The 24,197-nt window shown below is 64.5% G+C and carries 19 protein-coding genes and 1 riboswitch; of the genes, 3 read left to right on the top strand and 16 right to left on the bottom strand.

Annotated elements, in window-relative coordinates; translation table 11 throughout:
• Nucleotides 1-30: 30 nt before the first annotated feature.
• Entirely contained in the window at nucleotides 31-1,152 is a 1,122-nt protein-coding gene (gene metX, locus ACSVIE_RS06965; protein WP_442423417.1) for a homoserine O-acetyltransferase MetX, read from the bottom strand.
• A 14-nt stretch (nucleotides 1,153-1,166) separates the two neighbouring features.
• Nucleotides 1,167-1,282, bottom strand: a riboswitch (SAM riboswitch).
• Nucleotides 1,283-1,436: 154 nt separating this feature from the next.
• Entirely contained in the window at nucleotides 1,437-2,753 is a 1,317-nt protein-coding gene (locus tag ACSVIE_RS06970) for a bifunctional o-acetylhomoserine/o-acetylserine sulfhydrylase (protein ID WP_426006704.1), read from the bottom strand.
• Nucleotides 2,754-2,988: 235 nt separating this feature from the next.
• Here ACSVIE_RS06970 and ACSVIE_RS06975 point away from each other — a divergent pair, with 235 nt between their 5' ends.
• Nucleotides 2,989-3,627 carry a VOC family protein gene (locus ACSVIE_RS06975; protein WP_426006703.1) on the top strand — a complete coding sequence of 213 codons (639 nt, stop codon included), beginning with the start codon at nucleotides 2,989-2,991 and terminating at the stop codon, nucleotides 3,625-3,627.
• Nucleotides 3,628-3,752: 125 nt separating this feature from the next.
• On the opposite strand, the gene ACSVIE_RS06980 is transcribed toward ACSVIE_RS06975, so the two are convergent.
• The 6 genes from ACSVIE_RS06980 to ACSVIE_RS07005 are packed head-to-tail and all read right to left on the bottom strand — an operon-like array spanning nucleotide 3,753 to nucleotide 9,027.
• On the bottom strand, nucleotides 3,753-4,508 hold the full coding sequence (locus ACSVIE_RS06980) for a CPBP family intramembrane glutamic endopeptidase (RefSeq protein WP_426006702.1): 756 nt from the start codon (nucleotides 4,506-4,508) through the stop codon (nucleotides 3,753-3,755).
• A gap of 54 nt (nucleotides 4,509-4,562) precedes the next feature.
• Nucleotides 4,563-5,354, bottom strand: a complete 792-nt coding sequence (locus ACSVIE_RS06985; RefSeq protein WP_426006700.1) for a DeoR/GlpR family DNA-binding transcription regulator — start codon at nucleotides 5,352-5,354, stop codon at nucleotides 4,563-4,565.
• A 22-nt stretch (nucleotides 5,355-5,376) separates the two neighbouring features.
• Nucleotides 5,377-6,231, bottom strand: coding sequence for a class II fructose-bisphosphate aldolase (locus ACSVIE_RS06990; protein WP_426006699.1), 855 nt, complete (start codon nucleotides 6,229-6,231; stop codon nucleotides 5,377-5,379).
• Nucleotides 6,213-7,169, bottom strand: coding sequence for a 1-phosphofructokinase family hexose kinase (locus tag ACSVIE_RS06995; protein WP_426006698.1), 957 nt, complete (start codon nucleotides 7,167-7,169; stop codon nucleotides 6,213-6,215). Before ACSVIE_RS06995 ends, ACSVIE_RS06990 begins: the two co-directional genes overlap by 19 nt.
• Nucleotides 7,166-8,101, bottom strand: coding sequence for an ROK family protein (locus ACSVIE_RS07000; RefSeq protein WP_426006697.1), 936 nt, complete (start codon nucleotides 8,099-8,101; stop codon nucleotides 7,166-7,168). The genes ACSVIE_RS06995 and ACSVIE_RS07000 overlap by 4 nt, the downstream gene beginning before the upstream one ends.
• Nucleotides 8,102-8,109: 8 nt before the next feature.
• A complete protein-coding gene (locus tag ACSVIE_RS07005; protein WP_426006696.1) occupies nucleotides 8,110-9,027 on the bottom strand; it encodes an SIS domain-containing protein in 918 nt (305 codons plus the stop codon).
• Nucleotides 9,028-9,301: 274 nt separating this feature from the next.
• Here ACSVIE_RS07005 and ACSVIE_RS07010 point away from each other — a divergent pair, with 274 nt between their 5' ends.
• Nucleotides 9,302-13,186, top strand: coding sequence for an endo-alpha-N-acetylgalactosaminidase family protein (locus ACSVIE_RS07010; RefSeq protein WP_442423418.1), 3,885 nt, complete (start codon nucleotides 9,302-9,304; stop codon nucleotides 13,184-13,186).
• A 15-nt stretch (nucleotides 13,187-13,201) separates the two neighbouring features.
• Here ACSVIE_RS07010 and hutI read toward each other — a convergent pair whose 3' ends face one another.
• The 4 genes from hutI to tdh form a co-directional block, all read right to left on the bottom strand.
• A complete protein-coding gene (gene hutI / locus ACSVIE_RS07015; protein ID WP_442423419.1) occupies nucleotides 13,202-14,422 on the bottom strand; it encodes an imidazolonepropionase in 1,221 nt (406 codons plus the stop codon).
• 11 nt (nucleotides 14,423-14,433) lie between these two features.
• Nucleotides 14,434-15,531: an NAD(P)/FAD-dependent oxidoreductase gene (locus tag ACSVIE_RS07020; protein ID WP_442423420.1), complete on the bottom strand. Its 1,098-nt coding sequence runs from the start codon at nucleotides 15,529-15,531 to the stop codon at nucleotides 14,434-14,436.
• Between the two features lie 306 nt (nucleotides 15,532-15,837).
• The gene (locus ACSVIE_RS07025) at nucleotides 15,838-17,031 is read right to left on the bottom strand and encodes a glycine C-acetyltransferase (protein ID WP_426006691.1); all 1,194 of its coding nucleotides are present in this window, start codon (nucleotides 17,029-17,031) and stop codon (nucleotides 15,838-15,840) included.
• 19 nt (nucleotides 17,032-17,050) lie between these two features.
• Entirely contained in the window at nucleotides 17,051-18,097 is a 1,047-nt protein-coding gene (tdh, locus tag ACSVIE_RS07030; RefSeq protein ID WP_426006690.1) for an L-threonine 3-dehydrogenase, read from the bottom strand.
• 106 nt (nucleotides 18,098-18,203) lie between these two features.
• Here tdh and ACSVIE_RS07035 point away from each other — a divergent pair, with 106 nt between their 5' ends.
• Nucleotides 18,204-19,133, top strand: coding sequence for a LysR family transcriptional regulator (locus tag ACSVIE_RS07035; RefSeq protein ID WP_442423421.1), 930 nt, complete (start codon nucleotides 18,204-18,206; stop codon nucleotides 19,131-19,133).
• 71 nt (nucleotides 19,134-19,204) lie between these two features.
• Here the strand turns inward: ACSVIE_RS07035 and ACSVIE_RS07040 are convergent, their stop codons facing one another.
• The 4 genes from ACSVIE_RS07040 to ACSVIE_RS07055 all read right to left on the bottom strand — a co-directional run bounded on the left by ACSVIE_RS07040 (nucleotide 19,205) and on the right by ACSVIE_RS07055 (nucleotide 24,171).
• Nucleotides 19,205-20,389 carry a Gfo/Idh/MocA family protein gene (locus ACSVIE_RS07040; RefSeq protein ID WP_442423422.1) on the bottom strand — a complete coding sequence of 395 codons (1,185 nt, stop codon included), beginning with the start codon at nucleotides 20,387-20,389 and terminating at the stop codon, nucleotides 19,205-19,207.
• Nucleotides 20,390-20,416: 27 nt separating this feature from the next.
• A complete protein-coding gene (locus tag ACSVIE_RS07045) occupies nucleotides 20,417-21,460 on the bottom strand; it encodes a LacI family DNA-binding transcriptional regulator (protein WP_426006686.1) in 1,044 nt (347 codons plus the stop codon).
• 66 nt (nucleotides 21,461-21,526) lie between these two features.
• Complete coding sequence (locus ACSVIE_RS07050; RefSeq protein WP_442423423.1) at nucleotides 21,527-23,188, bottom strand: sugar ABC transporter substrate-binding protein; 1,662 nt, start codon at nucleotides 23,186-23,188, stop codon at nucleotides 21,527-21,529.
• 59 nt (nucleotides 23,189-23,247) lie between these two features.
• Nucleotides 23,248-24,171: a carbohydrate ABC transporter permease gene (locus tag ACSVIE_RS07055; RefSeq protein WP_426006683.1), complete on the bottom strand. Its 924-nt coding sequence runs from the start codon at nucleotides 24,169-24,171 to the stop codon at nucleotides 23,248-23,250.
• Between the last annotated feature and the right edge of the window lie 26 nt (nucleotides 24,172-24,197).

Below are 24,197 nucleotides of genomic sequence, written 5' to 3' on the forward strand. Positions count from 1 at the left end.
CCACCCGTAGTTCCAACGGCCACCGCACCGCTACGCGAAGAACGCCTCGCGGAGCTGGGTGGAAAGCTGGCCGATTTCCGTGAGGAAGCCGTCGTGCCCGATCGGCGCTTCAATGACATGAACAGGGACCTGCCCGGGCAGGTGCGCGGCCAGTTGCCGGGACTGCTCCGGAAAGTAGAGCCTGTCCGTGTCCACTGCCGCGACAAAGAACTCGGCGGTGGCCCGTCCGAGGGCTTCCTGGAGGCTGCCGCGACCACGGGAAACATCGTGGGACATCAGCGCTTCAGTGATGGCGATGTAGCTGTTGGCGTCAAAGCGGCGGACCAGCTTGGTGCCTTGGTGGTCCAGGTAGCTCTCCACCTGGTAGCGGCCGCGTTCGCCCAACACAGCGGCGGCCAGGGGCGTCTCCTGGTGCTGGGCTTCCCTGCCGAAGCGGACATCAAGTTCCAGCGCTGACCGGTAGGTGATGTGCGCGATGCGCCTCGCCAGTGCAAGGCCCGCCTCCGGAGCCGGTCCGTCGTAGTAGTCGCCGTTGTTGAAGTGGGGGTCCTGGCGGATGGCCAAGGTCTGCGACTGGGCAAAGGCGATTTGCTCGGCGGTGCTGTAGGCACCGACTGAGATGACTGCGCATCGTTTGACGCGGTCAGGAAAAGTCACGGCCCATTCAAGGGCCCGGGCACCACCCATGGAGCCGCCAAGCACCGCATGCCACTGGCGGATCCCCAGCGTGTCGGCAAGACGGGCTTCGGCTTCGGTGCTGTCCCGCAGGGTGACCAAGGGGAAGCGGGACCCCCAAGGACGTCCGTCCGGGGCCGTCGAGGACGGTCCGGTGCTTCCATAGCATCCGCCCACAATGTTGATGGAGACCACGAAGAACCGGTCGGTGTCGATCGTGGCGCCGGGACCCACCAACTGTTCCCACCAACCGTCCTCGTCGGTGGCACCCTTGGCTACGTGCGTGCTTCCCGTCAGCGCATGCTGGATCAGGACAGCGTTCGATGCATCGGCATTCAGCCGTCCCCACGTCTCGTAGGCCAGGACGACATCAGGAAGGAAGCCGCCCGCTTCAAGTTCCAGGGAACCGATGCCCGCGTATTTGACGATGCCGTCTTCTTCGCCCGATTTTGGGAGTGCTGCAGCAGTAATGGTCATTCCTTTGACACCTATCGTCGCGCTTGCCCATCGCCATTTCTGCGACAGGCCAGGTCCTCACCCGGGGCACCCCACCGCGGAGGAGGGTTGCCGGCCAGCAAGCCGGGGCTATGCGCTGGCACTCATGACCTAATACGTAGAGTCTAGGAAGAACATGGCGGTTCTGGCGAAGAATGTGACAGCAGTGTGACGGTTTTTCACTGCTTGGTTCGCCAAAGACCCCGCCCGGGCCCCGTCCGGCGAACATTCGACCGGCCGGGGCCCACGCCAGGGTCCTGCAGAGCCTACGCGCCCTTGGCGGCGCGGAAGCCGGCTTCGAGGTCGGCGATGATGTCGTCGACGTGCTCGATGCCCACAGCCAGGCGGACGAGACCCGGGTTCACGCCTGCTGCCACCTGCTGTTCCACGGTCAGTTGGCTGTGGGTAGTCGACGCCGGGTGGATGACCAGGGACCGGACATCGCCGATGTTCGCAACGTGAGAGTGCAGTTCCAGGGCATCCACAAAGCGCTTGCCTGCCTCGACTCCGCCCTTGATGGTGAAGGCCACCACGGCACCGGTACCGCGTGGACCGTACTTCCGGCCGCGTTCGAACCAGGTGCTGGACGGCAGCCCGGCGTAGGCGACGGATTCGACGTCGTCGTGCGCTTCCAGCCATTGCGCCACTGCCGTGGCGTTGGCGACGTGCCGTTCCACCCGGAGGCTCAGGGTTTCCAGGCCCTGCGCAATCAGGAAAGCATTGAACGGAGACACTGCGGAGCCGAGATCGCGGAGCAGCTGGACCCGCGCTTTGAGGATGTAGGAAAGGTTGGCGCCCAGTGCTCCATCCTTCCCGAGGTCACGGGCATAGACGAGGCCGTTGTAGCTGGGATCCGGCGTGTTGAAGTTGGGGAAGCGGTCCGGGTCCTTGCCGAAGTCGAAGTTGCCCGAGTCCACGATCACGCCGGCGATCGCCGCACCGTGACCACCCAGGTACTTGGTGGCTGAGTGCACCACGATGTCCGCACCCCACTCGATGGGACGGATCAGGTAGGGAGTGGACAGCGTGTTGTCCACGATCAGCGGCACGCCGGCATCGTGTGCCACCTGCGCTATCCCCTCGATGTCCAGGACATCCTGGCGCGGGTTGGACACCACCTCGCCAAAGAAGAGCTTGGTGTTGGGCTGGACGGCATTGCGCCACTGATCCAGGTTGTCCGGATCCTCAACGAAGGTCACGGCAATCCCGAACTTCTTCAGCGTGTGCGCCAGGAGGTTATACGTGCCCCCGTACAGGCTGGGGCTGGCCACCACATGGTCGCCGGCTTCGGCGATGTTCAGGATGGCGAACGTTTCCGCCGCCTGGCCCGAACTCAGCAGGAGGGCGCCGAGCCCACCTTCCAGGCTGGCAACGCGCTGCTCCACGGCATCCTGGGTGGGGTTGCCGATCCGGGTGTAGATGGGCGCAAGCTCAGCCAGGGCAAACCGGTTGGCCGCACTCTCGGCACTGGGGAACACGAACGAGGTGGTCTGGTAGATCGGAAGCGAACGCGCCCCTGTTGCAGCGTCAGGTTCCTGGCCTGCATGGATCTGGCGGGTTTCAAAGGACCATCCCTGTGACATTGCGTTCTCCTCTTCGTAGCGCATGGGTTTTCAGTTGGTGGTACCGGGTGGGTTGCGGCCAGTCTAGGAACCCGCCCGCGACTTGGACAGCTTTATGACGAAGACAGTATTTTTCGGTCCCCGCGCGTCTGTTCCGGGTCCAGCCGGGACGGTTCCGCTACCCGGGCGGCAACATCCCACCTTGGTTAGGCTTGACTTAGCTGAGACCCCGATCACAAAGTGCCAAGATGAAGCCATGCGCATGGATCACGTCTCTTACGCTTGTGAAAAAGATGGCCTTTTGGCCACCACCGAACGAATTTCCGCGGCTCTGGGAGTGGACGCAGTGCGGGGCGGAGTGCACCCGCGCTTCGGCACCCGGAACATGATCATTCCCCTGGCGGACAACAAATACCTGGAAGTCGTGGAGGTCCTGGACCACCCTGCCTCCGACAAGGCACCCTTCGGCCAGGCAGTACGGGCACGTTCGGCTGCCGGCGGTGGCTGGATGGGCTGGTGCGTCGCCGTTGACGACCTCGCCCCCTTTGAAGACCGCCTCGGCCGCTCCGCCGTTCCGGGCAACCGCAAGTTTCCCGACGGCCGCGAACTCGTGTGGCAGCAGATCGGCATCCTCGGCCTGATCGCCGATCCCCAGGTGCCGTACCTGCTGAAGTGGGAAGGTGACCCCTCCCTGCATCCCTCCAAGGTCTACGAGAGCGACGTCAAGATGTCCAGCCTGACCATCGCCGGGTCGGCTCAACGCGTCACCGAGTGGCTGGGCGAGCCCGTGGAGAAGCCCCTGGAAGACGTGGCAGTCCAGTGGATGGCTCCGCACGGAACCCCGGGCATCATGTCGGTGACCTTCGAAACGTCATCGGGAGCCGTCACCATCTGACGCGTTCTGCCAGAAACTTCGGCCGCCATCAGCGGGTGCCAACGACGTCACCCACCGATGGCGGCCGAATACCTTTAAGCTCCTTTAAGCTGCTTTAAGCTCCGAACGCGGCCCAGGCCGTCGCGTTATCCGAGTCCCACGGCCTTGCCGAAGAGGCTGAATCCCACAAAGGCCACAATGTCCAGCAGGGCGTGGGCGATGACCAAAGGCATGACGCGCTTGGTCTTCGTGTACAGCCAGGCGAACACCAGGCCCATGACCACGTTGCCGATGAACGGCCCAAAGCCCTGGTACAGGTGATAGCTCCCCCGCAGCAACGCACTGGAGATGATCGCCAGGGGCACGCTCCAGCCGAACTTTCCGAAGCGGTCCATCAGGTACCCCACCACGATCACTTCCTCGACGATCGCGTGACGCAGGGCGGAAAGGACCAGGACCGGCACAGTCCACCAGTAGGCGTCCAACCCGCTGGGGATGATGGCCGTGGTGATGCCCAGGGCGCGGCCGGCCGCATAGAGCCCCAGCGACGGTATGCCGATCGCCGCAGCGAGGCCCAGCCCCTGCAGCGTGTCCTTTCCGGGCCGGGAGAAGTTGAAGCCCAGGCGCGCGAACGCCGAACCGGCGGGGGCGTGAAGGGACAGGAAGTAGAACACCAGGACCACGGGCACCAGGGCGAACATGATGTCCAGCAGCTGGTACGTGAGGTCGAAGTACTCCCGGGTACTTTGGGACCTGTTAAGCGTGGACGTCGCTTCCGACAGCGGAGCGCGGGTCAGTTTATCCAGGAGCTGGACCACCGAATACACGGCGGACTGGCCAAGCGAGAGGCCCAGGACAATCAGGACCTCTGCCCGCAGGCGGCGACGGGAAGCAAGAAGCATGTACCTATCTTGCCTGCAGTTCCTGCGACTTTCCCGAAGGAACCCGGAGGCAGGTCAGGCGGGAGGCGCGACGATGACCTCCGTGCCCTTTGCCTCGAACGCCGCCTTGTCCGCTGCGCTGATGCCGGAGTCCGTGATGAGGTGGCGGAAATCGTAACCGGCCATGGCCGCGAAGGAACGCCGGCCGACCTTGGATGAATCGGCCACCACGTAGGATTCGGTGGCGCGGCGTGCCATGACGGTGTTCACCATGGCTTCGCCCTCGTCCGTGATGGTGGGGCCAAGATCCGGATCCACGCCGTTGACGCCGACGAACGCGATGTCCAGGGCGACTTTCTGCATGATGACGTCCGTGTAGGGTCCCACGAGCTCATAGGAGCGGGTGTTCAGGATGCCGCCCGTGACCATGATCTTGATGTTGGGCCGCACGGCCAGTTGCGAGGCAATGTTGATGGCGTTCGTTACTACTGTCAGCGTGGGCCGGTTGGACGGGGCGTTCAGGTCTTCGCGTGTGGAGAGCAACTGGGCCAGGGCCGTGTTGGTGGTTCCGCCGGTCAGGCCGATCACGGATCCGGGACTGATGAGTGCCGATGCCGCCTGGGCGATGTCCTGCTTGGCCTCGGCGTGGTCGTCGCGGTTGTACCGGCCGGGAAGGTCGTACGCCACGGAGCCGGTGGTGGCACCGCCACGGGTACGGCTCAGGAGGCGCTGTTTGGCGAGGCTGTCCAAGTCCCTGCGGGCCGTGGCAGGCGATACGCCGAGCCGCGTCACGATGTCCTCGACTTCCACATGGCCGGATTCGGCGAGGAGGTCAAGGATAGCGGTCAGCCGATCGGTGCGGGTCATGACAAGCCTTTCGCGGATGTGTCTATTTCGCTTTGGCGAACAGCGTCAGCATACGTGCAGATTCCATCACCAGGGCGTCCCGGCCGGCCGTGATGTACTTCCGCGAATCCACTGCTGCCGGATGGGCGTCGAGGTACTCGCGGACGGCACGGGTGAAGAACCCATTGAAATGTGTGGATACGTTGATCTTAGTCATACCGGCCCCGATAGCGGCTACGAGCATACCGTCTGTGACGCCGGAGGATCCATGGAGGACCAGCGGTTTGCCGACGGCGGCCTTGAGGCTGGCGATCAGGTCCAGGTCCAGCGTGGCGCTCCGCTCCGTCATGGCATGCGAGGAGCCCACGGCCACGGCGAGCGCATCAACGCCCGTGGCTTCAACGAACGCCCGTGCCTCACCCGGGTCGGTGCGGACACCGGGCGCGTGGGCGCCGTCCTTGCCACCGACCTTGCCGAGTTCGGCTTCCACATAGACTCCACGGTCATGGGCGTAGCGGGCCACTCGCCGTGTGACCTCCACGTTCCAGTCGTAGGGCAAATGGGCGCCGTCGAACATTACGGACCCGAATCCGAGGTCCACGGCGGCCAGAGCGAGGTCTTCGGACTCGGCATGGTCCAGGTGCACGGCCACCGGCACCGCTGCGTCCCGGGCAATGGCCAGGGTTGCGGCAGCAAGGGGTTCGAGGCCACCGTGGTACTTGGCGCAGTTCTCCGAAATCTGCAGGATCAGGGGCACCCCTGCCGCTTCGGCACCAGCTACCAGCCCTTCTGCCGTTTCGACATGGAGGACGTTGAACGCGCCTTGTCCGGTGCCCTCCGCCGCGGCCCTGTCCATCAGTTCCCTGGTATTGACCAGCGTCACAGGGTCTCCTTCCATGTCACGATCAGTTGATCTTCAAGTTCCTTGTACTGCGGCGATATCTCGCCCGCCGCTGGCATCAGCACGGCGGCCGCCGACCAGGCCGTGGCGCGTTGGAGTAACAGGCGTGGTTCCGTCACGCCTTCGGCGAGCGCGACGGCGGCAGCCGCCACACCGGCGTCGCCCGCTCCTGTGGGGTTCCCGCTCAATGGAGCCGGCAGCCGCGCACTCCAGTAGCCGCCGGGGGCAGCGTGGTCGAAGGCGAGCATGCCGTCAGCCCCGGCGCTGACGAGTACCGTCCTGGCGCCCAACGAAATCAGCCAGAGGGCGGCCTCCTCCAGGCTCTGCTTCCCCGTCGCTTCGGCGAGTTCATGGTGGTTGGGTTTGAGGACATCGGCACCTGCCCGGGCTGCGGCGATAATCGCCGGACCGGAGGTGTCGATGATGGCTGGTATCCCGGCGTCGTGGGCCAGCTCCACCAGGAAGGGGTAAAAGTCGGCGGGAGCATCCGGCGGCAGGCTGCCGGAACCTACCAGGACGGCGGCAGCTCCGTGGCCGTCACCGCCCTGGACGGCTGTCACGACGGCGGCACGCAGCGAGCGCCAGTCGTCCGGCAGGAGGGCCTGGCCTTCTTCGTTGAAGATGGAGGTCTCCCCTGCAACGGTGTCCACCAAGGCGATACTCCGCCGTGTTTCGGCGGCGACGTTCACGAGGCTGTGCGGCACGCCGCTGGTCCACAGCTCGGCGGCGAGGGTTTGTCCGGCGGCACCTCCTGTTGGGGCAACGGCGAGGACGGGATGCCCTACCTGGTGTGCCACCCTGGCGACATTGAGTCCCTTGCCTCCGGCGCGGCTCAGGGGTGTTGGAACCCGGTGGCTGGCACCCTCGGTGATGCCGTGCACCGTGTAGGTCATGTCGATCGCCGGGTTGGCAGTGACGGTGACGATGCGGTTCATGGGGTGGTCCCCAGCAGTGCCCTCGCGTTCAGGGCGGCTCCGAGCAACCCGGCGTCCTGTCCAAGTTGGGCACGGATCAGTTGGGGCCGGCGCTGGAAGTCCAGGGTCCGGTCCACGCGCGCCCTCAGGGGTTGGAGCAGTTCTTCGCCCGCTTCGGCGAGGCCGCCGCCGATCACCACGGCCTCGGTGCCCATGATGTTGACGCACTGGCAGATGGTAAAGGCGAGGGCATCCAGGGCATCGGACCAGACCCGGGCAGCGAGCTGGTCTCCTGCCTTCGCCCGGAGGAGGACGTCGCGGGCACCGGTGACTGGCGCACCGGATCCGGCGGCATACCGTTTGGCAATGGCACCCGCTGAGCCGACCGCCTCAAGGATGGTGGCCCCGGGAAGGCCTGGACCGGCGTCGGGGTTGGGAACCTGGGCATGGCCCAGTTCGCCGGCGAACCCGCCAGCGGTGACCGGGCTCCCGCCGGAGAACACGGCGGCAGCGATACCAGTGCCCACCACCATGACCACCACGTCTTTGAAGTCCCTGGAGCCGCCGAAGCGGTGCTCCACCGCAGCTGCCGAGCGGACATCGTGGTCGAAGGCCACGGGAATCCCCAGCCGCTTGCTGGCCTCGGCGGTGAAGGGAAAGTCGCGCCATCCCAGGTTGGCCGAATAAACGCCGATGCCCTCCACGGGGTCGACGATGCCGGGCACGATCACGCCGGCCGCCTTGGGCGGGATGCCGGGAAACTCCGCGGCGAGTTCGTCCGCGAGGACTGCGAGGCGGTCGAGGACCGCCTCCCCGGGGTGGGTAGGGTCCACGGGGGTGGGGACGCGCCGCAGTCCGAGGACCGTTCCCTGGGTATCCACGAGTCCTGCCTTGACGTCCGTGCCTCCGACGTCGAAGGCCAGGACTGCCGACTGGGCGGCTCCGAGAACCATGGCGGGGCCTAGGCTGTTGCGTCGAGGATGACGGAGCGGGTCAGGTTGCGGGGCAGGTCCGGATTGAGGCCGCGTGCGCGTGCACGTTCCAGCGTGACTTTGTGGACCCGGGCCAGTTCCGCCAGCGGGTGCTTTTCGGTGTGGAGGTACAGGGCGCCCGTGACGGCCATGTCATTGTCCAGGCCCTCGGGCTGCTGGCCGAACAACCAGGTCACCCGGCCGGGAGCGGCGATGGAGATGGGTCCGTGGCGGTACTCCATGGCCGGGTAGGACTCGGTCCAGCCCTGGACGGCTTCGCGCATTTTGAGGCCTGCCTCGTGGGCGAGGCCGATCGTCCATCCGGTGCCCAGGAAGGTGAACTGCTCGGCGTCCAGCAGTTCCTGCGCCACGGGTTCTGTTACGGCACCGCGGGCGTCGGCAATGGCCGTCGTAAGGTCGACGCCCAGGCTGGCCAGCAGGTACACCAGGGCAGAGGTTGCGAACCGCGTCTGCACCACGGAGCGCTCATCGGCGTAGGGCAGGCCGATCACGGCGTCCGCCAGTTCCACGATGGGCGACGACGTATCACCGATGATCGCTACCGTCGGGACGAGCCCCTTCAGTGCACCCAGAATCTCCAGCACCTCGGTGGTGGTGCCGGAGCGCGTGATGGCCACAACGGCGTCATACTGCCGTTCCGGGCTGTTGTTGTTCAGGAACGCCTCGGAGGCGGCGAAGGCATCGGTCACGCCCTTGCCCGCTGATTCACGTGCTGCGGCGTAGCTCTGTGCCATGAACCAGGACGTGCCGCAGCCGATCACGGCGATGCGTTGGCCGTCGGCGGGGAGCAGGTTTTCCGCAGCTGCTTGTTCGATGGCGCGCTGCCAGACCTCAGGCTGCGATGTGAGTTCTTCTTCCATGAAGGCACCCAGGATGTTGTGGCTCATAGCGTGTTCTGCTCCCACTCAACTAATGACGTTTCTTGATCTAAGAAAACACTAAACGATCATTTTCAATCTCACAAGGATCATCTACTGGAGTGGATACAGCCATTGACACCCCGGGGACCGACGCGTCGCTCAATCGCTCATGCCTGTTCCCCCTTGTTCGCTTTAGTCAATTCAGCGTTAAGTCTTGTTAACTTCTGTGCAATGAAGCAGTCTTAGGAGCGCTAGATAGAAGTTGATTGTTTCGAGCACAAAATGATCATGAAGGAGCACCATGCCCGAGCCTTCCTCCATCAGACGACTAACGGCGCTCAGTCTGGCCTGCGTCATCGCCTCATCCACGCTGGGACTCTTGGCCCTGCACCCGACGCCTGCGTCAGCGGTGACGGAAACTGAGGGCAGCACCACCCTGCAGTCCGGTCAGCTCAGCGTTGACGTCTCCACCACGTTCCCCCAGGTCCTGAACTACACCGACACTGCCACCAGGGCATCGCTGCCCGGCACGCCCGCTTCGCTGAAGACCATCACCATCAACGGCACCGAATACGAGGTTGAGGGGACATCCACGACGTCCGGCAAGGACACGATCGACTACGTCCTCACCGTGCCCACGTTTGGAAACGCCACCATCAAGGCCCGGCTGTCCGTGAAGAAGAATGTGGTCTCGTTCAACGTCACCGAGATCAAGGATTCCCCGGAATTCCTGGTCAAGACCCTGCAGCTCCCCCGCCTCAACCTCGTCACCGTGGATTCCACGCAGCCCGGGGCCCAGGTCTCCACGGCCAACCTGTCCGTGGACCGCAGCGTCACCGGCGACGAGTTCACGCCCATCACCGCCTCTACCCCCGTGGATACAGCAGCCAAGAGCTCTGCGTACGCACTGGCCAACACCTCCGCGCTGGGGGCCGCGTTGGAATCCAATGCCCTCTATGACACCTCGTCAGGACCGGGTTCCAAGGACCGCGGCCGGTTCTGGCGCCAGGCGGTGTCCAACGGGACCGGCGGAGTCTCCATGGGAATCGCGAGCGGCCAGTGGCTTTACCGTGCCGAGGGATCGGGCACCACGGAGGAACTGCCGTGGACGCGCGTGGCCATCACCCCCGACGCCAACTCTGACGGCATCGTCGACTGGCAGGACGCCGCCATCGCCATGCGCTCCATCCAGGTCAGCGCCAACAAAGGCGAACAGACCCCGGACAATGTGGTCACCCACATTCCCTTCAATTTCGCCTCCCAGGCCACCCACCCCTTCCTCCGCACGCTGGACGACGTCAAGCGGATTTCCCTGGCCACCGACGGGCTGGGGCAGGTTGCCATGCTCAAGGGCTACACCAGCGAGGGCCACGACTCTGCCAACACCGATTACGGTGACAACTTCAACACCCGTGCCGGCGGCCTGGAAGACCTCAACACACTGGTCAAGGAGGGCAAGGACTGGAACGCCAGCTTCGGTGTCCACATCAACGCCACCGAGATCTACCCCGAGGCCAAGTCCTTCAGCGAAGACCTGCTCAGGGCGGACAAGGCCCTCGGGTGGAACTGGCTGGACCAGTCCTACTACATCAACCAAAGGCACGACATTAACTCGGGCAAGCTGGCCCAGCGCATCAAGGAACTGCGCGAGGCCACGGACAAGAACCTGGATTTCGTGTACGTCGATGTCTACTACGAGTACGGCTGGCTGGCCGAACGCCTGCAGCAGGAACTGGTCAAGAACGGCTTCCGCGTAGGTTCCGAGTGGGCTGACCACCTGTCCCGGAACAACACGTGGTCGCACTGGGCCAACGACGAGAAGTACGGCGGTTCCACCAACAAGGGCATCAACTCCCAGATCCTCCGGTTCATCAACAACAGCCAGTCCGACGTCTGGAACCCCGATCCCAAGCTCGGGGTAAGCCACATCGTCGAGTTCGAAGGCTGGACCGGCCAGAACGACTTCAACGCGTTCAGCGAGAACATCTGGACCGCCAACCTGCCGGCCAAGTTCCTCCAGCACCACCCGATCACCAAGTGGACCGCGGACCGCATCGACCTCACTGATGGCGTGGCGGTCACCGGGAATACCGCTGAAGCCCGCAACATCACCGTGGGTGGAGCCTCCGTCCTCTCCGGCGGTTCCTATCTCCTGCCGTGGTCCTCCAAGGAGAACAACACCTTGGACAAGATGTACCACTACAATCCCACGGGCGGCTCCAGCACGTGGACACTGACCAAGGACTTTGCCAACGCCAAGTCCCTGGAACTGTTCAAGCTGACGGACAACGGACGGGTGAAGGTGGCCGACGTCCCCGTGGTCAACGGACAGGTGACCGTCACCGCCGACGCCAAGCAGCCCTACGTGCTGACGGCGAAGAACAACGCGCTTCCCAAGAACGCTTCCTTCGGTTCCGGAACTTCGTTCAACGATCCCGGCTTCAACGGAGCCGACCTCACCGCCTGGAACCCCACCGGAACCGTCACCCAGGTGCGTGACGACAAGGGCCGCCGCTACGCACAATTGGGCGCGTCGCCGTCGTCGATCAGCCAGGACGTAAAGCTCGACGCCGGAACCCAGTCAGTGAGTGCGTGGCTGGAAATCCAGCCGGGCAAAACGCGGCCCACCTCCCTCTCCGTCACTGTCGATGGCAAGACCGAAAGCACCACCATCGATTCCTCGAACGCCGAAAACTTCGTCGCCGGCGACGAAAAGCACGGCACGGCCTTCCAAAGGGTCCGTGTGCTGGTGGACGTGCCGCGCAACGACACCAAGGCAACTGTCACCCTCACAGCGGACGACGGCGACGCCACTGTGCGCGTGGATGACTTCCGGGCGGTGAAAACCTCCCGCGTGGCCACCACCGGCGTGCTCAGCGAAGACTTCGAAAACGTGGATCAGGGTTGGGGACCATTCGTGAAGGGCAACGCCGGAGGGTCCACCGATCCCCGGACGCACATCACCGAACGCAACGAACCCTTCACCCAGAAGGGCTGGCACACCAACGTGATCGACGAAGTCCTGGACGGTCGGTGGTCCTTGATCGCCCACGACGAAAACCGCGCTCCCAATGGAGGACCCGGCATGGTGTACCGCACTACCGAGGCGACAGTTCCGTTCAAGGCCGGTCACAAGTACAAGGTCTCGTTCGACTACCAGAACTCCAAGGCCGGGCAGTACGCCTGGGTTTCGGGTTATGACTCCGCGGCAGGCCCTGCGGTAACAGGCAGCCAGCCGATTGACACCAAGACCTCCACCACGCGGTTCGAGCAGGTCTTCGATACGGGCTTCTGCGGAGACTATTTCGTCGGGCTGCAAAGGACCGGCAGCGCCAACGGCTCCGACTTCACCCTGGACAACCTCCTGGTGGAGGACCTCGGCGCCTCAGATGCCGTCCCGGCATGCGCCCAGCTCACGGCTGCCCTCCAGGGCGACGTCATCCAGCAGGGCCAGGCCCAGGATTTCGTGACGACGTTCGTGTCCGATGAGCCTGCGGCCATCAAGGATTTGGCCGTGGAACTCGCCTTGCCCGAAGGATGGACAGCGAGCCCGGCCACCCCGTCCACTGCCGGGGACCTGCCAGCCGGTGGCCGCCTCACCACCACGTGGAAGGTCACCGCACCCGCTTCAGCCGACGGTGACTACCCCATCACAGCGACGGCAAAGTACACCACCACCACGGAACCCGCAGGCAGCCGCACCATCAGCACCACGGCCAGCGTCCGGACACTGCCCAAACCACCGCAGGCCACCGTCTACGCGAGCGACCACCCCTGGGTGAGTGCCACGAACGGCTGGGGACCAGTGGAGAAGGACATGTCCAATGGAGGAACCGGAGCCGGTGACGGCACGCCGCTCACCTTGAACGGCACCGTCTTTGCCAAAGGTCTCGGCGCCCACGCCAACGGCACCGTCCGCTACTTCCTCGGCGGCCGTTGCAGCACCTTCAATGCCACCGTTGGAATCGACGACGCCCAGCCAACGCGGGGCAGCGTCAAATTCTCGGTGGTGGCCGACGGTACAGCCAAGGCAACCACACCGGTGCTTGGACCCACCAGCGCTCCCCTCCCCCTGACGGTGGATGTCACCGGAGCCCAGTACGTGGAACTCGTCGCCAACGATTCCGGTGACGGCAATGGCAACGACCACGCCGACTGGGCGGACGCCAGGTTCACCTGTTCTTAGGCTGAGGCCCCGCTCCTAGAAAGCCTGCCGGCCGGCCCGCCACACCGAGTGCGTGAGCGGAATTCCCGGCCGGTAGGCCAGGTGCGTCGCTGAGGGCGCCTTGAGCATATGCAGGTCCGCGCGATGACCGACGGCGAGCGAGCCCACCGCCCGTTCGCCGTCGACGTCGTTCCCTGACTCCCGGCCCAACGCCAACGCGCCGCCGTACGTCGCCGCCCGGACGGCCTCGTGGACGCTCAAGCGCATCTGGAGGACCGCCGTCGTCACGCAAAACGCCATGGAACTCGTGTAGGAGGTACCGGGGTTGCAATTCGCGGCGAGCGCGATCTGGACGCCGGCGTCGATCAGCTCCCGGCCAGGGGCCAGGGGTTGCCGGGTGGACAGGTCGCAGGCGGGCAGGCACGTGGCCACGGTGCCTTTTGCGCCCGTGCCTGACCGGGCGTCCCAACCTGACCAGGTTTCAGCGAGCGCCTTGATGTCTGCTTCGGAAAGATAGTTCACGTGGTCCACGCTCGCGGCGGCAAACTCCACGGCCAACGCAACGCCCGGGCCCTCGCCCAACTGGTTGCCGTGCACGCGCAGTCCCAGCCCTGCGGCCTGGGCCGCCTTGAGCACCCTGCGGGACTGCTCCTCGGTGAAGGCACCGGTCTCGCAAAAGACATCCGCCCAGCGGACGTGCGGCAGGACGGCGTCGAGCATTTCACCGCAAACCAGGTCCGTGTACTCCTCGGGGTCTGCCCCAGCGGGGACGAGGTGGGCGCCAAGGTAGGTGACCTCATCCACCAGCTCGGCCGCGATCCGGGCGCTGCGGGCCTCGTTCTCCACGTCCAGGCCGTATCCGGTCTTGCTCTCCAGATATGTGGTGCCCTGCGCGAGCGCCTCTTCTACGCGGCCCTTGACCAGCCGGGTCAGCTCCTCGTCGCTGACACTTCGTGTGGCGCCCGTGGTCACGGCAATGCCGCCAGCACTGTAGCTCTCCCCGGCCATGCGTGCCTCGAACTCCGCGGTGCGGTCGCCGGCGAAAACGAGATGGGAATGTGAGTCCACCCAGCCCGGCAGGACGGCGCGGCCCTCGGCGTCGATCCTGTCATCAGCCGCCGGGGCGTCGGCGCTGGAACCGATCCAGGAGATGCGCTCGCCTTCGAACACGATCGCGGCGTCTTTCAGGACCCGATGATCCAGGTCCTGGGTCATCAATTCGCCGATGTTGGTGATGAGGGTGCTGGCTGGTGTCATGTCCCTATTGTTCAGCGCCGGATGGACCAGCGGACCGCCGCGAGCTGCTCCGCTGTCCGGGATTCCGGACTGCCGGCTTTTGTTTCGCCCAGGATGAGGCCTGCCGCCAGTTCTGCCACGGCGGAACTCGTCTGGAATCCGTAACCGCCCTGGCCGGCCAGCCAAAAGAAGCCGGGGGCCTCGGCGTCGAACCCCACCACGGGAATCCCGTCCGCGGCTTCGGTCCGCAGGCCCGTCCAGGAACGGTCCACCGAGTGGATGCCCAGGGTGGTCACGGTGTTGAGGGTGTCGATGAGTTTGTCCACGTCTCCGGCGTAGGGCCTGGCATCTTCAGCGCCGCTGGGAACGTGCTCGGACGGCGACACCAGCACCTGGCCGCCTTCGGGCCGGAAGTAGAAGGAATCGTCCGCGGCGCAGACCATGGGCGTTTGCGGGGCGAGAGGCGTTCTGACATTGACGATCGCCGCGGTCCGGCGGTACGGCTGGAGTCCCAATTTCTCGACGCCGCTGATGACGGCCAGTTCATCTGCCCACGCGCCCGCGGCGTTAACCACGACGCCGGTTTGGAAGCCTTCGGTGCCGGCGCCCACCTCCCAGCCGCTGCCGATGCGTTGTGCGGAGTGGACGCGCGCTCCGGTGAAGATGTCGACACCCGCCGCTTCAGCCCGTTTGCGGTGGTCGTCCAGCAACAAGGGTGCGTTGCAGCCATACGATCCACTGTCCAGGCCTGCTGCAGTGAAAGAGTCCGGTTTGAGGACCGGGCAGAGCTGGAGTGCCTCGGCATGCGTGATGGTGTGCATGTTGCCACTGGCTTCTGCTTTGACCTTTTCTTCGTCACCCACCAGCATGAAACCACGCGGAGTCAGGACCGGTTCGGGGAGGTTTTCGTCTCTTGCCCTCATCAGCTCCAAGGTGCGGATAGTCAATTCCTGCACCACGGGCGGACCGTAGCTGGGAATCAGCTGGCGGGCTGAACGTGAGGAGGTGTGGAAGGCCAGGGTGTGCTCGGCTTCCACCAGGGCGACTGAGCACTCTTTCCCCAGGGCTGATGCGAGGGACAGTCCCGCGATCCCACCGCCAACGATTACCACGTCATAATTCGAAGCCATGGTTCCATCCTTCCAGACGCTCTCTCACCAAACACCCCCTCCTAGGCGTCCATCTCTCACCGATAACCCCCTCCTAGGCGTCCCTCTCTCACCAAACACCCCCTCCTAGGCGTCCCTCTCTCACCAAACACCCCCTCCTAGGCGTCCCTCTCTCACTTGCCCGAGGGGAGTGAGAGAGGGACGCACCAAAGGGGGTTATCGGTGAGAGAGCGTTCGGCCAAAGGGGGTTATCGGTGAGAGAGGGACGCACCAATGGGGGTTATCGGTGAGAGTGGGTGGTGGGGTCCAGCATCGGTTCTGCCCGTGTCAGGCGACGGCGTCGCGGCTCTTGACGAACGCCTGGACGCACGCTTCGACGTCGTCCGTGCTGTGCGCGGCGGAGAGCTGGACGCGGATCCGTGCCGCGCCCTTCGGGACCACGGGGTAGCTGAAGGCGGTGACGAAGACGCCATGGGAAAGCATCTCGTCGGCAATGCGCGCCGCAACCACAGCGTCACCGAACATGACCGGGATGATGGCGTGCTCGCCGTCGAGCAGTTCGAAACCTTCCTCGCTCATCCGGCGACGGAACAGGGCAGCGTTTTCGAACAGGCGCGTCCGCAGCTCACCGGAACCCTGCACGAGTTCCAGGGCCTTAAGAGTGGCAGCCACGATCGCCGGCGCAAGGGAGTTGGAGAACAAATACGGACGGGCCTTCTGGCGCAGCATGGCCACGATCTCGCCGCGGCCGGAAACATAGCCACCGGAAGCGCCGCCCAACGCCTTGCCAAAGGTACCGGTGTAGATGTCCACGCGATCCGAGACTCCGGCGTGCTCGGGCGTCCCGGCACCAGTGGAACCCATGAAGCCCACGGCGTGGGAGTCGTCAACCATGACCAGGGCGTCGTGCTTCTCGGCGAGGTCGCAGATCGCTTCCAAGGGTGCGAGGTAACCGTCCATGGAGAACACACCGTCGGTGACGATGATCTTGCGCCGCGAACCCGAGGCCTCAACGAGCTTGGCTTCGAGGTCTGCCATGTCCTGGTTGGCATAACGGAAGCGCTTGGCCTTGCTCAACCGGATGCCGTCAATGATCGAAGCGTGGTTGAGGGAGTCCGAGATGATGGCATCGTCCGGGCCAAAGAGGGACTCGAAGACTCCCCCGTTGGCATCGAAGCAGCTGGAGAAAAGGATGGTGTCCTCGGTGCCGAGGAACTGCGAAACACGCGCCTCGAGTTCCAGGTGCAGGTCCTGCGTGCCGCAAATGAAACGGACGGAAGCCATGCCGAAACCGCGCTCGTCCATGGCGGACTTGGCGGCGGCGATGATCTCCGGGTGGTCGGCCAGGCCAAGGTAGTTGTTGGCGCAGAAGTTCAGTACCTGGTTGGCCGGCTGCCCCAGCTGGCCCGCGGCGATGTGGCTTGCCTGCGGGGAATCAATGTGGCGTTCGGTCTTGAAGAGCCCGGCGCTGCGGATCTCCTCGAGTTCGCCCTGGAGTTGGTCTTTGATGGCTGAGTACATTGAATTGCTCCTGAAGGTTCTAGAGTTCAGTCCAGTCGAGGACCACTTTGCCGCCCACGCCGTTGCGGGCGATCTCGAAGCCCTTCTCCCACTCGGTGGCAGGAAGCTTGTCGGTGATAACGGCCGAGATGTTGCGGTGCAGCACAGGGTTGGACGACAGCATGGCGCTCATGGCGTACCAGGTTTCGAACATTTCGCGACCGTAGATGCCCTTGAGCGTGAGCATGTGGGTCACCACCTTGCCCCAGTCGATGTCGATGGACTGGCTGGGCAGGCCGAGCATGGCGATGCGTCCGCCGTGGTTCATGTTGTCGATCATCTCAGGCAGCGCCGTGGGGTGTCCCGACATTTCCAGGCCGATGTCGAAGCCTTCGCGCATGCCCAGCTCCTGCTGTGCCTCGCGGACGCGCATCCTGGACACGTCGACGGCGAGGTCCACGCCCAGTTGACGGGCCAGTTCCAGCCGCGGCGCCGAAACGTCGGTGATGGCGATCTTGCGTGCCCCTGCGTGACGCGCCACGGCAATGGCCATGAGGCCGATGGGTCCGGCGCCCGTGATGAGGACATCTTCACCGACCAGCGGGAAGCTCAGCGCCGTGTGCACGGCGTTGCCGAAGGGGTCGAAAATGGCACCGAGCTCGGGGGTGACGGATTCGTCGTGGTGGACCCAGACGTTGGTCTCCGGGATCACGACGTATTCGGCGAACGCACCATCGCGCTGCACGCCCACGGAAACCGTGTGGATGCACATTTGCCGGCGGCCTGCGCGGCAATTCCGGCATATACCGCACACCACGTGGCCTTCGCCGGAGACGCGGTCGCCGACCTTGACATCGCGCACGTCCTCGCCGATTTCCACCACTTCTCCGTAGAACTCGTGCCCGGCAATGAGCGGAGTCTGGATGATGCTTTGGGCCCAGGCATCCCAACTCTGGATATGGAGATCGGTGCCGCAGATGCCGGTGGTCATGACCCGGATCTTGACGTCGGACGGGCCCGTTGCGGGCTCGGGCCGATCGACGAGTTCGAACCCTTCGTGGGGTCCGGATTTGTAGAGAGCCTTCATGGGGTTCCTCACTGGCTGGGTGCTTCGTTGCTGCTGAGTCCATTGAAGACCCGCGCATGGTTTAGCACAACTAGATTCTTCTCAATCAACGATTTAGCATTTGCTAATGGAAATTCATCAGCTGCAGATGCTCCGCGAACTCGGCGACCTGGGCAGCGTAAAAGCCGTGGCGGAGACCCTCATGGTCACGCCCTCCGCGGTTTCGCAGCAATTGGCCCTATTGCAGAAATCCGTGGATGTGCCGCTGACCCGCAAGGAAGGCCGCGCCTTGGTGCTCACTGACGCAGGGCGCGTCCTCGCGGAGGCGGGTGCCGCCGTCGTCAATGCCATGGCAGACGCGCGGGCCGCAATCGGCGCGTACCACGAAGCTCCGGACTCGACTGTCAGCGTGAGCGCGTTCCACAGCGCCGGCCAGGCCTTGTTCGCGCCCTTGGCTGCATTGCTCCGCGCGCAAAAAGCGTCCGACGGCGGTGCGTCGCCGCTGCTGCGACTCTCCGATGAGGATGTGGCCCAGGAGGATTTCCCGGGGTTGGTGGCCCGCTACGATCTTGTCCTGGCCCACAGGATGGACAACAGCCCGCCATGGCCGGAAGACAAGGTGGCGGTGATCCCGTTGGCGGACGAGCCACTGGACATTGCTTTGCCGGCAGGACACCCGCTGGCGTCCCGGCGCGAACTCGAGCCTGCCGACGTCGTCGACGAACCGTGGGTGACCAGCCGCGACGGGTACTCGCCCGCGGACGTGCTGGCCGCCGTCGTGGCTGTCAGCGGACGCCCGGCGGAAGTCCTGCACCGCATCAACGACTATTCAACGGTGGCGGCCCTCGTTTCCGCAGGGGGTTCGATCGGGTTGCTGCCGAGGTTCACCGCGCGGCGGGTGCTGGATGCCGGCGTGGTGCTGCGTCCCCTTGCCGGGGTGAACTCGGTGCGCAAGATCGACATCCTGGCCCGTCCGGAGACCCTTAAGCGGAAATCGGTCATGACGGTGTGCGAGTCACTTCAAACCGTCATGACCGGGCTCTCCTCACCCAACTAGGTCGCATTTGTGCGCGTTTTGAGCGCTCAAAACGCGCACAACTGCGACCCAGTTGGGTACGCGGGGGTGGTTCAGTCGCGGACCAGGGCGGGCTGGCCGGCGTCGAAATACTCCACCAATCCGGCGGGCAACTCCGGCACCTCCCGGGCGGAGCCATCGCCGCGCAAAGACTCGGCCGCGAGGATGCCGGCGGCCACCGCCTGCCGCGCCGCAACGGGGCTGGTCTGGGTGGCGCCGCCCTCCGCAGCAAACCGCAGAAACTCCTCGACCAGGCGCGGATCGGCTCCGCCATGCCCGCCATCGCCGTCCTGGATGGTGATCACCTGGTCAGGCTCCCCGCGCCCGGACGTCCGGGAGGTCCACACATTGATGGTCTCCCCCGGGCCATCGCCGAAGTTCTCGATCCGGCCCTTGGTGCCGATGATGGTGTAGTTCCGCCAATAGTCCGGAGTGAAGTGGCACTGCTGGTAGGAGGCCAGCACGCCGTTGTCCAGGACCATGTTCATCATGGAGATGTCCTCCACATCGATGACCTCGGCCAGGTCCTTCTGCTCTGTCGGCGGCCAATTGTCCAGGGAGAACCAATCCCCCATCCGTTTGCCGTCATTGTTGCCGCGGTTCGGCACCCCGCCGTACACAGCCAGGTCCCCCACCGCGGCGACGCGCATGGTGTAACCGCCGGCCAGCCAATGGATGACGTCGATGTCGTGGGCACCTTTCTGCAGCAGCAGAGAGGTCACGTTCGCGCGTTGGGCATGCCAGTCCTTGAAGTAGAAATCGCCCCCATGACCCACAAAGTGGCGGCACCAGATCGCCTTGACCTCGCCGATGGTGCCCTCCTCGATGAGCTGCCGCATCTGGACCACCACCGGCATGTGCCGCATGTTGTGCCCGACATAAAGCCGGGTCCCTGTTTCATACGCCGTCTGCAGGACAAGATCTGCAGCTTCGACCGTGACATCCAACGGCTTCTCGCAGAACGTGGGAATTCCCGCCTTCAGCGTGCGGACAGCGACGGCGGCATGCTGGTTGTCGGGTGTCAGCACCATGACGGCGTCCAACCCGGCGGCCAGCAACTCCTCGAGGTCGGCGGTGATGCGGGCCGAGGGGATGCGGTCGGCGGCATCCGCCCGGCCGCGCTCGCTGAGGTCGCACACGATCGTGACCTCAGACCCTTCGCCCGGCTTGTGGGCGTGCTTCCACAGCCCTGAGCGCAGGCCGAAACCTACGATGCCGACCTTCAAATCCTTTTCCATGGTGTACAACGTTCTTTCTGCTGGTTGTTAGTTGTGTCTGTTGGCGGCGCTGCGATGGGGCGCCGATTCCCGCACGAACAGGTGCCAGGGGAAGTCCAGGACGGTGGGTGTTTCCGGGCCGCCCTGGTCTGTGGCCCGCTGCAGGAGCAGGTGGGCCAGTTTGTCGAAGAAGTCCACCGGACCCACCGTGCTCAGGGACGGTGACATCCGCTCCCCCTCCACGGTGTTGCCGACGCCGATGATGTCTACGTCCTTCCCAACAGCGAGCCCGAGTCGTTGGGCGGCGTTGATCGCACTGACGGCGGCATAGTCCGTGGTGGCGTAGATGGCGGTGGGTCGGTCCGGAAGCGCCAGGAGGCGGGTGGTGGCCGCATATGCCCCGGCCGAGGTTCCATCAAAGAGCCCCACGTAATCCCCGCACTCAGCGATCCCGGCGGCAGCCAAGGCCTCGGCGTAGGCGCGGTACCTGGTACCACCGGACGTCCCCGCCGAAGTAGCCGGGGTGAGGCAGGCGACCCTCCGGTGGCCGTGCAGCAGGTGCTCCACCGCCATCCGACAACCCGGCCCGGCGATGGAACGGATGACGTCGAATCCGTCGGCCTCAAGCTCCTCGTCAAAGACCACCAGGGTGGTGCCGTGCTGTGCCAGCTTCCGCAGGGCGTCCCGCTCCCCGGCCCGGACGGCATCCACGAACACCGCATCGGCATTGTGCGTCCCGAGCACCTTCACCCAGTCTGCGTCGCCGAGGATCATCGGCGTGATGCCCAGCGGCTCCGAGGCACGCTGGACCGCTTCGATGACCGACAGGGACCATGGATCGGACAGCATGGTCAGCGAGAGGATCACGGTGTTGGTGCGTCCGGTGCGGATGGCACGGGCCGCCTGGTTTGGACGGTACCCGAGCCGCTCCGCAGCTGCCTTGACCTTTTCCGCCGTCGGGTCTGAAACACCGGGACCGCCATCACCGCGGCGGCCCGACAACACATACGAAACCGTGGCGGTGGAGACGCCGGCAAGTTCAGCCACCATACGGATGGTGGGCCTGACGCCGGTACTGCTTGTTTTTGCCATGGTTCCCCCTGGTTGAAGATGTGGTGTCCGTTACCCGTGGTGTAGAGGCTAGTCCCTTGACACGGGCTAGCTCCGGAACACCGGCGCGTTGGGGTCCAAGGCGGCCTGGTATTCGTCCCGCATCTTGTCGCCGCCCTCGCTCTTCCAGCGCTTGACCGCGTCCTTGAGCTCGTCGATTTTGGCGCGCCCGGTGATGATGTCCACCACCTTGTCCCGGAGCTGCTTGGTGATCTTGGCGCCCACCTTGGCGTTGGTGTCCGAGTAGGTACCGTTGGTGGGGTTGCGCCAGGCGATCTCCAGGAGCTTCTGTTCCTGCTGGTTGACGTAGCGCGTGTCATCGTCAAAGCCGGGATTGAAGATGACGTTTTCAGGGCTGGCCATGATGTTCAGGGCCGAAACCAGCCCCGGGGCGTTGGTGGTGCCGGTCTCCGTGCGTACCGGGTTGCCGTTGCCGTCCAGCGTGTAATCCTGGCCGGCCTCGCCGAAGTTCTTCTGCATGTACTCCACCGTGCCGAACGGGGCGGAGAGGTAGTTGATGAGGGCAAGCAGCTCGCGGATCTTGCCTTCGTCGGCCTTCTTGAACGGTGTGAATCCCACGGTGCCGTAGCCCATGTCATATACCGGCTTGACCTTGCCATCCGCGCTGAAGGGGATGAGGATGTCGAACTTTGTATTCTTGCTCAAAGCACGGTAGCTGCGGATGTCGTGGGGGCCGCTGACCACCTGCGCCGCCACGCTGCCATTGGCCACCCTGGTACGGATGTCCGCGGCCTTTGAGTCGGGGTAGAACACGCCTGCCGCGAACATCCTGGCCGTGAACTCCACGCCGGCCAAGTATTCATCGGTCTCATACAGGTGCGTCAGGGTGCGGTCCTTGTTGACGGCCCAGCTGTTGGGGGCCCCGAACCATTCGGTCACCATGTGGAGGGCGTTGATGTAGGCAGGCTCCAGGGCGTACTTCTGTTCGCCCGGCCGGGTCAGCTCCTTGGCCTTCTCCAGGAATTCGTCCGCCGAGGCGGCCTCGAACCCGCCCACCTCTTCCCAGACGTTGTGGTTGCCTACGTAGACCTGTCCGAACGGGGTGCTGGGGATGGGAGCACCCCAGATTTTGCCATTCACGACGGCGGTCTTCCAGGAATCCGGCTTAAGTGCGGCCAGGTTGGGGTACTCAAGGACGGCGTCCCCGGAGAGGTAGGGCGTGAGGTCCTGGAACTTGGCCTCCAGCATGGGCCCGACGTTGGGGATGCCCTGGTTGGGCGGAACCCACATCATGTCCGGCAGCTCATTGCTGGCCAGGACCGTAGCGAACTTGGCCGGGTAGCCATCCCCGATGTCCTCGGCGATCTGCAGTTCGAGGTCGCCGCCGAGTTTCGCATTCAGGCGCTGCCAGAAGGGGTTGTCCTTCAAGCCCGGGCTCATCGTGTCGAACGTTTCGGTCAGGCCGCTGACTTTGCCCTTGAGGGGCGGGGTCTTTACTGACTGCACGGCTTCGGGCAGCTTGAAGTATCCGGCCTGGAGACCCTTGGCATTGCCGGGCAGGTCCGGGGTCACGCCGGTGAATTCCTTGTAGGTTGGCAGCTTCACCGAGGCGGAGGCTGCGGCGCCTCCGTTCCCGGCCCCTCCACCGCTGCCGCATGCGGACAATCCAACGGCAGTGACGGCCAGGCCGGCGAGGCCGAGGAAACCGCGGCGGCTGAAGCCCGCCTGTCCTGAGGTAGTGCTGGTCATGGCATGACCCTTTCTGGTGATGTGTTCTTAGGTGATCGTGACGAGGTTGGTGCGGAGAGCTAGCCCTTGACGGCGCCGGTGATGACGCCCTTGGCGAAGTGCTTTTGGAGGAACGGGTAGACCATCAGGATTGGCACCAGCGCCACCACCACCACGGCCATCTGGATGGACTGCGGCGGGGGTGTGGTGGTGATGCCAAGCTGGTCAGCAGCACCGCTGCCCTGCACTACGAAGTTGCGCAGGAGCAATTGAATGGGCCACTTGCTGTGGTCGTTGATGTACAGGAGTGCGTTGAAGAAGGAGTTCCAGAAACCCACGGCGTAAAACAGGCCGACCACTGCGATCACGGCCTTGGACAACGGCATGACGATCCGCCACAGGATCTGCCAGTCGTTGGCGCCGTCGATCCTGGCGCTTTCGATCAGTTCACCGGGGATATTCATGAAGAACGACCGCATCACCACAAAGTTGAAGGCGCCGAAGATGCCCGGCAGGATCAGTGACCACAACGAGTCCAGCAGTCCAAGCTGCCGGATCATGAGGAAGGACGGGATCAGCCCGGGAGCAAACAGGAGCGTGAACAGCACCGCCAGCACTACCGGCCGGCCGAACAGCACCGAACGGCTCGTGGCGTAAGCCATGGTGATCGTGACGAACAGCGCCAGGATGGTGCCCACTGCCGTCACCAGCACACTGACTCCCAGCGACTGCAGCACCATGGGTCCCTTGAAGATGGTGGCGTACGCCTCCAGCGTGGGACGTTCGGGCCACAGGACAAACCCACCGGCCTCCACCAACTGCTGGTTGTCCGCCAGCGAGGTGGAGACCACCAGCAGGATGGGCGTGAGGATGGACAGGCTGAAGGCCACCAGGACCACCGCCTTGACTGTTTGGTACAGGGCGGAGGGGCGCTCCTTCCATACCGGACGCTTGGGGCTGTAGCTCAGCTCCCGTGGTTTCCTGGTGAAAAGTGTTGTTGCCATGAAGTTCTCCTTGTGCGGCAGCTGCG

It is taken from the genome of Paenarthrobacter sp. NCHU4564 (assembly GCF_052156435.1).
Taxonomy (GTDB): Bacteria; Actinomycetota; Actinomycetes; order Actinomycetales; family Micrococcaceae; genus Arthrobacter.